General features: G+C 65.2%; 10 protein-coding genes. 7 read left to right on the top strand and 3 right to left on the bottom strand.

Annotation, left to right across the window (positions count from 1 at the left end; genetic code table 11):
- Nucleotides 1–42: 42 nt before the first annotated feature.
- The 3 genes from MXD62_RS33485 to MXD62_RS33475 are packed head-to-tail and all read right to left on the bottom strand — an operon-like array spanning nt 43 to nt 810.
- Nucleotides 43–213, bottom strand: a complete 171-nt coding sequence (locus MXD62_RS33485; RefSeq protein ID WP_248833362.1) for a hypothetical protein — start codon at nt 211–213, stop codon at nt 43–45.
- Nucleotides 214–229: 16 nt separating this feature from the next.
- Nucleotides 230–493 carry a hypothetical protein gene (locus tag MXD62_RS33480; RefSeq protein WP_248833361.1) on the bottom strand — a complete coding sequence of 88 codons (264 nt, stop codon included), beginning with the start codon at nt 491–493 and terminating at the stop codon, nt 230–232.
- Complete coding sequence (locus tag MXD62_RS33475; protein WP_248833360.1) at nt 490–810, bottom strand: hypothetical protein; 321 nt, start codon at nt 808–810, stop codon at nt 490–492. Before MXD62_RS33475 ends, MXD62_RS33480 begins: the two co-directional genes overlap by 4 nt.
- Before the next feature lie 272 nt (nt 811–1,082).
- Between MXD62_RS33475 and MXD62_RS33470 the strand changes: the two genes are divergently transcribed.
- The 7 genes from MXD62_RS33470 to MXD62_RS33440 all read left to right on the top strand — a co-directional run bounded on the left by MXD62_RS33470 (nt 1,083) and on the right by MXD62_RS33440 (nt 11,926).
- Nucleotides 1,083–5,081 carry a hypothetical protein gene (locus MXD62_RS33470; protein ID WP_248833359.1) on the top strand — a complete coding sequence of 1,333 codons (3,999 nt, stop codon included), beginning with the start codon at nt 1,083–1,085 and terminating at the stop codon, nt 5,079–5,081.
- A gap of 466 nt (nt 5,082–5,547) precedes the next feature.
- Nucleotides 5,548–6,417 carry a hypothetical protein gene (locus tag MXD62_RS33465; RefSeq protein WP_248833358.1) on the top strand — a complete coding sequence of 290 codons (870 nt, stop codon included), beginning with the start codon at nt 5,548–5,550 and terminating at the stop codon, nt 6,415–6,417.
- A 180-nt stretch (nt 6,418–6,597) separates the two neighbouring features.
- Nucleotides 6,598–7,341: a hypothetical protein gene (locus tag MXD62_RS33460; RefSeq protein ID WP_248833357.1), complete on the top strand. Its 744-nt coding sequence runs from the start codon at nt 6,598–6,600 to the stop codon at nt 7,339–7,341.
- 67 nt (nt 7,342–7,408) lie between these two features.
- Nucleotides 7,409–8,107, top strand: a complete 699-nt coding sequence (locus tag MXD62_RS33455) for a hypothetical protein (RefSeq protein WP_248833356.1) — start codon at nt 7,409–7,411, stop codon at nt 8,105–8,107.
- Between the two features lie 6 nt (nt 8,108–8,113).
- Entirely contained in the window at nt 8,114–9,520 is a 1,407-nt protein-coding gene (locus MXD62_RS33450) for a hypothetical protein (RefSeq protein ID WP_248833355.1), read from the top strand.
- 7 nt (nt 9,521–9,527) lie between these two features.
- Nucleotides 9,528–10,781, top strand: a complete 1,254-nt coding sequence (locus MXD62_RS33445) for a pyridoxal phosphate-dependent aminotransferase (RefSeq protein WP_248833354.1) — start codon at nt 9,528–9,530, stop codon at nt 10,779–10,781.
- A complete protein-coding gene (locus MXD62_RS33440; RefSeq protein WP_248833353.1) occupies nt 10,778–11,926 on the top strand; it encodes a cytochrome P450 in 1,149 nt (382 codons plus the stop codon). The genes MXD62_RS33445 and MXD62_RS33440 overlap by 4 nt, the downstream gene beginning before the upstream one ends.
- The last annotated feature ends 137 nt before the right edge of the window (nt 11,927–12,063 follow it).

The following is a 12,063-nucleotide window of genomic DNA, read 5'->3' as shown; positions in this document are numbered from 1 at the left end:
CGACTGTTCGGCCGCCCGGCGGACAGGCTCACGAGGGCGGCGTTACCTCCGGCCACCGAAGAAACGGTCCCACCAGAAGCCGACCGCCAGCACCATGAACAGCAACGGCACGATGGCGACCATCAGCTGGGAGACGACGATCGAGCCGACCCAGATGAGCAGCAGCGCTGTGGCCCCGCCCATCAGGTACTTCACGAGGTCCCGGGGGTTCATGGAGCCCACGCCTGGCTCACCGCCCGTCCTGGTCGCGGTTCTGGTCCCGCCGGGCATCCCGGGTGGCGTCGTGCATGGACCGGGTGGCCCGCCAGAAGGCCATCCCGATACGCCGCGTTGCCCGCAGGGCGTCCATCTGCGCCTGGGTCCGGGCCTCGCGAGCCGTCTGAGCGTCGCGGTCCTCGGTCTGCTCCTCCCGGTCGTCCTCGGCGAACACCCACAGGCCAACGGCGACCGCGAAACCGATCAGGACCAGGAGGAAAATGAGGTCGCCGCTCACCGCTCGTACCGCCGGCCCAGGGACGCGACCTCGGCCAGCGCCACCGCCGTGAAGGCATCGACGATGGCGTGTGCCCGCTCGGCCGCCGCCGGCGACGCCGCCACGAGGTCGGCTTCCGCCTTGCTGAGCGCCGCGACGCAGCTGAGCGCGGTGTGGGTGACATAGCCAGCCGCGTCGACCCGCGTAGCTGACGTCAGGCTGACGGCCAGCTCCTGGTCGATGGCCCGGTCCAGCTCACGGGCCGGGGCGTAGCGGGAGAGGGAGAAACGGGTGGGGTCGGACCAGCGGTCGGGAAGGTTGGGGAGAGAGCCGGGCATGGAGTACCTCCGATAGGCAGGGATGTCGGGCCGCATCCGCCGGGGCGGGGAGCCGGACTTGCCGGTAGTCCCGATCCGCATCGGCTTGGCGGGTGGATGCATCACTGAGCCTCGGGCCGCTGGCATCCCCCGGCCGGACGCTGGCCGGACACTTCTCGGACGGAGCCGGACGCGGACCGGACGGAGCGTTTCGTCGCTGCTCTTCTGGGAGAGGTGCCTGTGTCACTGGGTGGCAGCGCGTACCATCCGAGCAACCAGGGGGGAGGGGCTCTGTGCTGTCCGAAACACCGGCGTCCGATGCCGACGCGCACCCAGCGATGGCGGAGCTTCTAAGGCTCGCGGATGAGACCGCCCGTCCGGACGTACTGCGTCAGTGCCCCGTTCTTCTGGGCCTGCTTCGACCGCCGTTGGTCAGCACGGGCGCACCGCCCGACGTCCGAGCACGGGTGTTTCGGGGCGTTCTGCAGGCGGTGATGGCGGAGGAACAGCGGCGTCCGACGCATCCCGAGAACTACGTCCTGGCTGCTGCCGAGCTGCTTGCGCTGCACGATCCGCGGGTCACCAACCTCGAAGCCCGCCGTCTAGCTGCCGGCGCGGTGTTACGCAAGCCGATCACGACCGAGCGGCGGGTGCGACCTCATCTCGGTCCCATGTCGAACGCTCTGCTGCACGCGATCCTTGACTTCCTTGATGACGAAGCCAAGGTGCGCGACCTGGCGAAACGCTTGCCGCCCTCCACGCGTGACGCCCCGCCGACAGCCGAAGCCGATAATGAGACGGGCGGAGCCGACGACGAGCAGGACGACGTTGCAGCGCTCCGCCGGCTCCAGCAACTGTCGGTGCAGATGGCGGATGAACTCGACATCGCCAGCAGCTCCGACGGCACCCGGACAGAGCACCGTCTCAGCACCGACCTCTACGTCAGGCGAACCCAGGAAGCCGATGTCCTGGCTGCCCTCGCCCCGGACGGATCGCCCTCGGCCACGGTGGTCAGCGGAGAAGCGGGGCACGGGAAGAGCAGCCTGCTATGGGGAGTGTGGCAGCGCCTGCAGGATGACGAGCGCGTCGAGTCATTCCTGCTCAACGCCATCTGGTTGATCGATCCGAACGGAACCGGGCGGGAACCGCTGTTGCCGGCGGGGGATCTCGCCGAGGCCGTCCGCACGGTTGCGGCGCGGGGGCGTACCTGTGTTGTCCTGATCGACACCGCTGACTTGCTGCTTCATTACGAGACCGACCGACGCCGTCTCCTCGATATCTGCGACCGGGTGATGGACGACGGGGCGCACGTGGTGGTGACCTCGCGGCCCGAGGAAGCGCGGGCGCTTCCTCGCACGATCTTCCAGCACGTCGGCCTGCAACCGTACGACGCTCGGGAGCTCCCGGAAGCGGTGGAGCGGCATGTGCGGGCCTACTGCCCTGATGCCCCGCCTCATCCGGCCGAGGAGAAGATCGCGCTTATCCTCCGCGCCGTGTCTCGTGGGCTGCCGACCCGGGAAATCTGCCAGAGCCCGCTGCTGCTGCGCTTGCTGTTCGACTTGTACGCACCAGAGTTTCCCCCGCTCGAGCTCGACGTCTCCGGCCTGTACCGCATGTACTGGCAGCGACGGGTCGTGGCCGATACCAGGAGCGAGGTCGGGCTCAGCGGGACCGCCACGGTGAATCTCTCGGGGCCGGCCGAGTCCGTCGGGCTCGCCCTACTGGCTACCGGACGGACTGAACTGGCGTCCGACGTCTTGCTGCGGTACATGCGTACCGTTGCCGATCAGTGGAACGGTGGGGCAACCTCGGCCCCGCTGGGCGAGGCCATTGACACGCTGACTCGGCGCGGCGTGCTCCTCCGTTCCCGGGTCGGCCTTCGTTTCTTGCACCAGACGCTCTTCGAATACGCTGCGGCCTTGGGCCTGCTCGAACGCGACGGGCTTAGTGCCGTGGAGTTCCTGGACGCGCACCTCCGGCAGCATCCCGATGACCTGTTCGTCGGAGCTGTCTTCGAGCAGCTGTTGATCCTCGCCGCCGCCGACCCCCTCATGACTGATCACGTCCAGCAGACGCTCACTGGCCTGGCGGACAGCGGATCGGTTGCCTTGCAGCGCACCGCGCTGGGCGTCGTGGCCTACCGGCCGGAGCTGACCTCGGCCGCCGAATACCTGATCCGCGCCGTGGAGCCAGCGGCTGCTCGCCGCTATGCCCAGATCGCCCCGAGCGTCGCTGACGTCGATACCGCGCACCTGCTCACGGCTCTCGCGCGCGCGTGGGAACGGAGCGTGCATTGCCGGATGACGGTCATGGAGGCGTTCGAACGCCTCGCGACCCGGGAGCCAGCGGCGGTGCTCGGCACCGTGCGACAGCTGCGCTGCGACGAGTACGTCCGCGGCATGTCCAAGGACTCAGCCCCGGTCATCCAGCTGTTCGCCCGGGTCATCTGCGCTGTGGCTCCCGCCGACGGGCCATGGGCTGCCGGTCAGCTCTTGGACTTGCTGGAACTCCTGGTCTCCCGGGCCACCAGCCGCGATCTGCCGCTCTACATCCTTGAGCTGATCGCTTCCCACTGGTCGACGGTCGGTTCGGCGGCATTCGCGGCCGAGATCCAAGCCTTTGTGATCCGGTCGCAGCAGACACGGGATTCCGGACGAGCGGCGATGCGCGAGGCCCTGGGCGGCATCCTCGCCCTCTCCTGGCGCGATCGCCCAGTCACGGACGGCATTGGTTGGTGGCGGGACCTGCTCGACGAAGTCTGCGTCGCGCTTGAAGCCAAGGACCAAGACGTGCTCGCGAACGCCCGGTTAGCTGCCATGGTCGAGCATCTTTCGACTGGGCCGTCGGACTCCCGGCTGATGGAGATGACGGCCGAGCGGTTGCTCCGACTCAAGGGTCCGTCAGCGCCGTTTGCGCTGGCCCGGGAAGCCGCCTTGCCGCAGTTCCTGAGCATCGACAGCCCAGTGGCACAGCCCGCACTGGAGTTGATCGTCAAGTGCCTCGGTGGGCTCCCGGCTCCAGGCAACAAGCCTGCGCCCGGACCGCAGGTCTGGGCTTCGGTCGTGCGCAAGAGCCTGCATGCGGTCCGCGCCCCTGAGCAGCTCGCCCGGCTGCTAAAGATGACCGATAAATCCCAGGACGTCGACCTCTGGCTCGCCGAGGACGGACTGGCGTTGCTACTCGTCCAAGCGGCCATCGGGGGCCATGACACGGCGCGAGCTGCCTTGACGGCTCTGCATGAGCAGCCGTCTGCGGCGTCCGAATTGGTCCAGAAGATCACCAGTTACGACATCGCCAAGTGGCTTGATCGTGACCGCGGCATGCTTTCGCTGCTGATCGAACTGTCCCATACGCGCCGAACTGCGCGCCCGCTCGGCGATGTAGTCCGTGAGCACGGCGAGCTGCTCCGTGAGCAACTTGCATCGCATGCGGTCGAGCTCCAACGACTCATCAGCCTGCTGTTGGGCGGGAGCAGCGGCCAGCAGCAGCAAGAAGGTGCCCACCTCTGGCTGCTGCTTGACCAGCTCGAGGTGGTGCCGCCGCCTGTCTACGAGGAAGTCGTTCGATGGATCAAGCGGGTGGCCGCCCCGCAAGCCATCGCCAACCTGTACCGCCTCGCGGGACAGGCGGCCATTGCCGGACGGCTCCCGGCGGTGCAAGCCGAGAGTCTGCTGCGGGGGCGCTTCGCGTTGGTCGAGAAACCACCACGGCTGGTGAGACCCGGCCGGGAGAAACCCGATGTTGTCGCCGAGTTCGCCCGCGCCGCCTGGCTCGAGCTGCTGTGTGTCGCGTGGCCGTTGGCTCATGTGGACCGCGAAGTCATCCTCGATGTCACCGCGGCAACGCCCACCGATACCGGAGTACTCGGGACGACAGGGCACCTCATCGGGAGGCTAGCGGAGAGCGGTCGGCCATCCGACGCAGCGGATCTCCTGGTGGCCATCGCGGACCGAGCCGTCGCTCTCGGCCTATCCCCAAAAGCCGAGAGTGATCTCGCGAACAAGCTGCGCAGGCCCATGCGGATGATCTTTAGGTACGCGGACGTCGGCACGGCCACCGAGCTGCTTCGTGCTGCCCCTCATCTACCGCGCGCCACTTCGCGGCTGCTCGTGGCGGCTGCGGCTCAGGAGAGCTTCGAACGCCTGCGAGGCGTATTGGTGGGACTGCTCGACCAGGAACTGCCGGAGGGGATGGGGCAGCAGATACATGATGACATAAAAGCGCGAGCACGAAATTTTGGGCAAGGGACGTTGCAGGAGATTCTGCGACCGCTTGGATCGCAAAGAGTTTGATTTTGAGTCGTCAATTTTGAACGATAATAGAAGAGACGGTTGGTTGTTGGCAGGTATAGCAGGAGTGGAATCGGCCAGCCAGTGTCCCCCGAGTTTTGAAACTGCACTATTCCGTTAGTAGACTGTACGTGATGTTGAGTACACCGCGGACTGGTCCGTAAGCTCCAGCTCGCCGAAGATAGGCGCCGGCGAAGTGAGCCTACTGTGCTTTCGATACGCCGGACTACGGAATTTCGAGCGTTGTGGGGTTGAAGAGTAGCTGTGGAACGGGCCGATTACCCGATGGATATCTGGCTATGCCAGAGCGCGCCGATCGTGCCCGTGTCATGCTTTTGTCAACTCCGCGCACGCCGTGTCACTTGACCGGCCCGACTGTCCTAGACACACGGCCTATGCACGCGGCCGGATGTTTGAAATCATCAGGAGGCGGAGCGGGCCGTAGAGAGCAACTCACGGGGAACTCAGAATGAAAGAAGCCGAACAGACCATCACTGAGCTGCGGGAGCTCCGTCGCGGCCGGGGACTGCTGGCGGATGACGTACACGCCCGCATTGGGCCGAGGCTCCGTTTCGCCTGCGGCATCGTCGACACCGATCCGCCAGCGGCCGCGCGCCGGAAACTGGCCCTCAGCATCACCGACCGCTGCGGCCGGCTGCCCGCCGACCTGCGGCTGGCAGTCTTGGCGGCCCTTGCCTTGCACGAAGCGACCGACCAGCAGTTCCTGCACGAGCGCATGGCGTGGCTGGCCGCCCAGTTCGACCGCGACCCCCGGACGGCTCGCCGGCGGATGGACGAGGGTTTTCGGATGCTCGCCGAGCAGATCGACACCGCTGACGACGCCCGGCTGGAGATTTACAACGAGTTCGCCCCAGACGGCTGGTACGTGGAGTCGCTCAGGTCCACGCTCCGCCTGGACCTGGAGCTCCCCAAGCTCGTCGAGGAACGCCGGATCGTCGCCACGGTCGACGAGCTGGATGAGATCGTCGCCTCGCTCAGCGCCCTGCGTGGCATGGAGCCGCCAGCCGAAGCGGACGAGATCCGCGCCGATATGGTTTACGGCGGGGAGATCATCGAAACGCATCGGCCGGGCCGGGCCTACGCCCGGTTCGTGGTCCGCCTGCCACGGCCGCTCAAGCTTGGCGAGCGGCATGAGTACGGGGTGGAATTTATCGCGTACCCGCGTACCCGCGTACCCGCGTACCCGCCTGCAGCCGTACTACGTCCTGACACCGCTCCGGCGGTTCGACTACTTCAGTCTCAAGATTCGTTTTGGCGTGGGACAGGCGCCAGAGAAGCTGTGGCGGCTGAATGGTGTACATCCGGTGGTGGCGGATGAGTTCATGCCGAACGATGACCTGCTCGAGGTGGATTCGGTGGGAGAGGTGGGGTTGGAGTTTTATAGCCTGCGGGTGGGAGTGAGGTATGGGGTGCAGTGGTCGTACGAGTGAATCGTCAGCCTCGTTTGGCAGCTGAGAGCTGTCACCAAAAATACCATCCTCGGGTAGGCGGAAGCCTGATGTCGATGTTCACCGCGCTGTTGGCCGGGTCTCCTGAGCTTGGCTTGGAGCTGGAACGGGGACAAGCAGCCCTCACAGGAGGGATGAGCCGCCTGACCGTCGTCTGCATCATCCGGGACCGTTGCTTCGTCGAGTCCCGCCAGACGCGCACGGTCATCTCCCTGGTCGACGGCGCGCCGCACTTCGTCTACGGCACCTACAGCCCGACCGAGCTGAGCGATATTGAGGGCGGCACGCTGGGCCTGTCGAAGAAGATGCCCGGCGGGGTGGTACACCGCATCGACTTCCTCGAGCCGCTCCGACGGGGGCAAGCCCACACCTTCAGCTTCTGGGAACGGGTACCCGAGTCGAAGCAGGAGATGCTGGCTGACCAGGACTTTTCCGGCCAGACCTTCGAGAGCCCGACCCTGCGGTACCAAGTAGAAGTGCACTTCCTGGGTGAGCAGCCCGCCGTCATCTGGGGCTACGACAAGCTGTTACGCATCGAGCGACCGCGTGAGCCAGATGGCGGAATCTTGCTGCAAAGCAGCGAGGGCCGTGTGTCAGCCGAGTTCGCCGACCTATACGGAGGGCTGTGCGCAGGGGTGGCGTGGAGGTGGCTGCCCTTCGTCCGGGTCGCCCGCCGCAACCCTCGTCCCACGTTGGACGCCCAGGGCGACCATCGAGAGTTGAAGACCATCAAGGTTCAGGGCAGGCACCGAGACTTCAAGAGGCTCGTTGACCACCGAGGGTCTGTCGACTAGCATGGATTTTCGGTTAGCCTTTCAATGACTTGTCGGCGATTGCATTCTCTGGGTGGGGGGTCACGGCATGCGGCGCATACTTGATCAGATCGAAAAACATCGCGAAGAGCTCTCAGATCAACCGCTTTTCAAGTTCCTGAGCGACGAGACCGTCGACGGCGCGACGCGACTGAGTTTCACACCCTCCATGCTGTACTACCTGATGGGATTCAAGGACGTGCTCCACCTGCTGGAGCGCCCCGACAGCGACGAAAAGCTGCACCGCTACATCAACGCTTACTGCGGCGAGGACGCCGATCACTGGCGCTGGTACCTCACCGACCTCGACAAACTCGGCTACCAACTTACGACCTGGGGCGCAGACCTGCCGTCCTTCGCCGTGGACGTATGGAGCGAGTCCACCCAGGCCAACAGGGGCACAATCTTCCGCCTCGTCGAGTACGCCCAGAAGATCGACAGCCCGCTCGCCGCGCTCAGCCTCATCAGCGTCTTCGAAGCCACTGGCGTGGTTTTCATCGGGCACACCCGCAAAGCCGCGATCGCGCTTGGGATGGACGACGAGCTGCAGTACTTCGGCCGGGAACACTACGAAGAGGAATTCGGGCACAGCGTTCAGGCCCGACATCTGGCCGAATATAAACTCGATGACGAGACCTACCGATACTGCTCCGCAATGGTCACCGAGTTGTTCGCCGACTACGAGAAGCTCTTTCAATGCTGGTTCGAACACGTGAACGCCTACTCACCCGCTGTACGATCCGCCTGACTCGCCATGGACCTGAGCCTCGACACGAGTTCGGCCACGCGCTGCGCGGAAACGCTGCGCGATTATCTGGCGCGGGGCCGCGAACCGGCAGGAATGGCCCCGTTCGCCAGTGTCTTCTTGATCGGCAGTTGCACCGAGAATCGCATCCCGGAATCCACGTGGCAGGATTTCGACTTGCACTTCGCCCTCGACACGGTCTACGTGCGCCCGGAGACGCTGGACTGGCTGCGGGACTTCCTCGAGGCGCTCCGGCGCGCCTCCACGCCGGACTGCCGCATCGATGGAACGGTACGTGACCGCCACTGGAAGTTGACTCCCAATCCGACGGTGGCGAACAACATCGGGGTGCACGCGACGCTGCTGAGCCGGGTCGACCACTACCGCCGGGTTTCAGTACACCCGCTGCTGGCGGACAACATGTACACCCGATGCCGCGTCCTGCGCGGAATCCATCCGGCCGTCTGGCAGGGCCGACGAGTGCCGAACCGGCTGGACTACCTGCACTCAGTTGGTGGACTTGGATGGCTTTCGGAGAATCTGGCGCGGGCGACCGCGCTCTACCTGATTGATCCGAATGACCGCTCCTTCGCCCCTTTCGTCGGTGGCTACTGCTGGAACATCACCGGCGCGCTGCTCTTCCATCTCTACACCCTGGAAAAGGGGGGCATCGTGGGCCGACACGGCGCCTTGGCATATCTGCGTTCGCGCGAGGACACCCCGCCCGATGTGCTCGAGCAGGCGGAACTACTGGAGAGCCACCGCCTCACGCCGGAAGTTGACCACGCCACCGCGATTGCGCTTTGGGACGCGGCCGGACGCATGCTCGAATACGCGGGTTCCCGCATCCTCTCCGCAGTGGGTTGCAACGCCACCCCGGAGGCTTGGGCTGGCGTGCGGGAGGAGCCTCCGGGGTGGACCGTGGTGCTGAACGAGAGCACGGCTTTCGCCCAGGTGTGCCGCGACGAGTCCGAGACGTACACCAACGGCATGCGTTCCGCCATTGAGCAGGCCCGCGAGCGGTTGGGCCGCTCGGAGATCGGCGTCAAGGAGTGGCCTGAATTCCTGCGCGACGCTACCTCGGCAGGCCCTGCGGTGAAGGTGCAGGTGTGGGATCAATTCAGTCGGCTGCGGCGGCGTTTCTCGCATGACTACCGCGACGACTGGGACGAGCCTGTCGCCGAGCGCGCTCTCTTCGGCTGGGAGGATGGTGCCCAAGCATTGCTCCAGCGGTTGAATGAATGGTCGATCTTGTATCCGGGTGAAGCATGGCTCGACCAAGTCGCACACACTTTTCACCGGATCTGCCGTCACCAACTTGGCTCCGTGGGTATCGCAGTCGACGATGCTGAGGCGCTTGAGCCCTGTCGACATACGATCGCTGATGCGCTGGCAGCCGCTCTCCCCTTGCAGTGAGCCTTTCTTGGACTTCTACGAACTAATGGCGGCGGCGGAGTCGCTGCGTGGCGACTCCGACACGATCGATTTGTCCTCCGGCTCGCCGCTAGTCTTCGAAGAACTCAGCCGCATCGTCTTGGACGAACTCGCCGCACCACGGTGGATCAACGCGGCGACTCTGGGTGGCTACGCGGACTACGACGGTGTCCCCGCGTTCACCGAACTCATCTGTGCGCGGTGGAGCAGCACGTTCGGTCGGGCGCTGCGCCCTGCTGAGGTCATGGTTACACCTGGCGCACAGGGCGCACTGACCCTTCTGCGACAATGGCTCGCTGAAAGTGGACGCAGGATCCTCTATCCGCTCGGTGTCGAATATCCCGGTGCGGTGACGCATCAGGACCCGGCGAGCGGCGTCTACGAGTCCGTCCGGCTTGGCGACGGTGTCTGCCGGGTCGTGTTGCCGAATCCGGAGGCGCTCGACTGGCGCAGGGTCGGCGCCGTGATCCTGTCCCAGCCGCACAATCCGACCACGGTCGCATTTACCGCTCAGGAGCTGCAACCGCTCCTCTCCGCGGCAAGGCAACACGATGCGGTGACGGTCTTCGACCGCAGCTACGCCTTGCCCGGCGCGCCGATGGCTCTCGATTTGCCTGCGCTGCCCCCCGAGGCTGTACATATCTTCAGCTTCTCCAAGGTCGGTCTCGCAAGCGAGCGCACCGGAGTCCTCATAGGCCCCGAGGAAGTCGTTGCACAACTGCGCGCGGTCCAGCGCCGCATGTTCATCCAGGCGCCAAAGATCGGACAGGCGCTCGCGGCGGGACTGCTCGACGGACTCGTCGCCGAATCCGCGTCCGGCGCACTTGTGGGGCGAGCCTACCGGCGGCGTTGGGATGGACTAGCCGCAGCGATGAAGGAGACCGCCGGAGACGTGTTTGCCGACGGAAAGCTGTTGCTGCATGTGTGGCAGGGCGGTCCGTTTCTCTGGGCGGAACTGCACGCCAGAACCGACATCTGGGAGTTCGCCGAGTCCTGCTTGCGTGCTGGCGTCATCATCATGCCGGGCGCGAGTTTGGCTGTGCGCCCGGAAGTTTTGCCCGCACCGGCCTTTCGGCTCGGCCTCGGTAAGCCCACCAGTGTATTGATTGAGGCCGGAGTACGGTTGGGCCGGGTACTGCGTGCAAAGCCACATCGACGAGGTACATCCGATGAGCCGAGAGGGACGTGTGACTCCGCGACGCTCGATCCTACCATTGTCGACGGGCAGGAGGTCGAACCGTGACGCACGATCGCCATGTCGCGCGGGAACCCTGGAACAACGCTGCGGATGATTCCGGCTTTCATCCATCCCGCTATGACCGAGTCTCAAAGTCGCTCTTCGTCTACAGTGCGTCCCGGGTAGCCGACCTGCTCCGCGACGACCGGCTGTGGAACAGGCGGCCGGAATATCCTCCGTTCGAGCTGATGCAGTCAGGAGAGGAGGATGCCGCTAGAAAGTTCTATGAGTTCACGCTCCTTTGGCCCGCCTTCTCGGACGGTGCCTACCACGAGCGGATTCGTCCCGCCCTGGTGGAGGGGTTGGCGGGAGCGGTCAATCCGCGCGCGAAGCAGTTGTTCGCACAAGCGGCGGAATCGCTGATTAGAGCGGGTACAGGACGGCGCATCGACTGGGTCGGCGAGGTGGTTTGGCCGTACTCCGTACGAGTCCTCTCCATCGTGTTCGGCATCGATGCCAATGAAGCCGAGAGCATTGCAAGGCTCGGCGCCGTGGTGCTGGATGCCATCGGAAGCCCGTCAGTCGACGGCCACCGATTTCTCTCGGCACTCTCCGCCGCCGAGGAACTTGAGCGCTGGCTTGGAAGGTCAGCCGATGCGCCCTCGTCGCGACTGCTGGCCGCGCTTGCGCACATACACGAGGATCCGGAGCTTGGTCCCGCGGTGGCAACGGCGTTGCTCACTCAAGTGGTGACGGGTTCCATAGAACCTCTGGTCTCAGGCCTTTGCGTCCTCGCTGAGCGAGTCGGGAATGACGATCTTGGACAGTTGGCCATCGCACCCCTCCGCGAGGAAGTGTTCCGCCTGGCCACCCCCTTTCGCTACGCGGCCCGCTATGCGCGCTGCCCGTTGGAGATCGACGGTCATCCGGTCGCCTCCGGCGATCGCGTGGTCCTGCACCTCGCCACGGCCAACATGGATCCGTCTGCGGTTCCGGATCCGACTGCGATGCGGGACCGGGGCCGATTTCCCCATCTTGCGTTCGGCCTCGGGTCGCACTACTGTCCAGGTGCTGGAATCGCACGAGCGGCCGTTGATGCCGTGCTCGCGACGATGAAGGCACAGGCCGTCGTGTTTCATCTCGACTCCCTCGAACGAGCGCCCGGAGAATCCATCTTGAGATACAAGGTGCTCACAGGCGCACTGCGCTGACAGCATCAGCAGCGAGACCCGGACTCCTCCTACTGATGTTGTATTCGTGAGGTGGCCGGTTATGGGGGTTCGAGTTGTAGGCCGGTTCCGGTCAGGAAGCCCCGTAGCAGGTCGGGGCGGTACTGAAGGCGTTTGAG

This window comes from Frankia sp. Mgl5 (genome assembly GCF_023242985.1).
Lineage (GTDB): Bacteria > Actinomycetota > Actinomycetes > Frankiales > Frankiaceae > Parafrankia > Parafrankia soli.
The sequence above is the reverse complement of the archived record's forward strand: the minus strand, read 5'-3'. Positions and strand labels throughout refer to the sequence as shown.

Bases quoted from the DNA above. Each gene is read 5' to 3' on its own strand.
- MXD62_RS33485 (WP_248833362.1), bottom strand. From the start codon at position 213: ATGAACCCCCGGGACCTCGTGAAGTACCTGATGGGCGGGGCCACAGCG.
- MXD62_RS33475 (WP_248833360.1), bottom strand. From the start codon at position 810: ATGCCCGGCTCTCTCCCCAACCTTCCCGACCGCTGGTCCGACCCCACC.
- MXD62_RS33465 (WP_248833358.1), top strand. From the start codon at position 5,548: ATGAAAGAAGCCGAACAGACCATCACTGAGCTGCGGGAGCTCCGTCGC.
- MXD62_RS33460 (WP_248833357.1), top strand. From the start codon at position 6,598: ATGTCGATGTTCACCGCGCTGTTGGCCGGGTCTCCTGAGCTTGGCTTG.
- MXD62_RS33455 (WP_248833356.1), top strand. From the start codon at position 7,409: ATGCGGCGCATACTTGATCAGATCGAAAAACATCGCGAAGAGCTCTCA.
- MXD62_RS33450 (WP_248833355.1), top strand. From the start codon at position 8,114: ATGGACCTGAGCCTCGACACGAGTTCGGCCACGCGCTGCGCGGAAACG.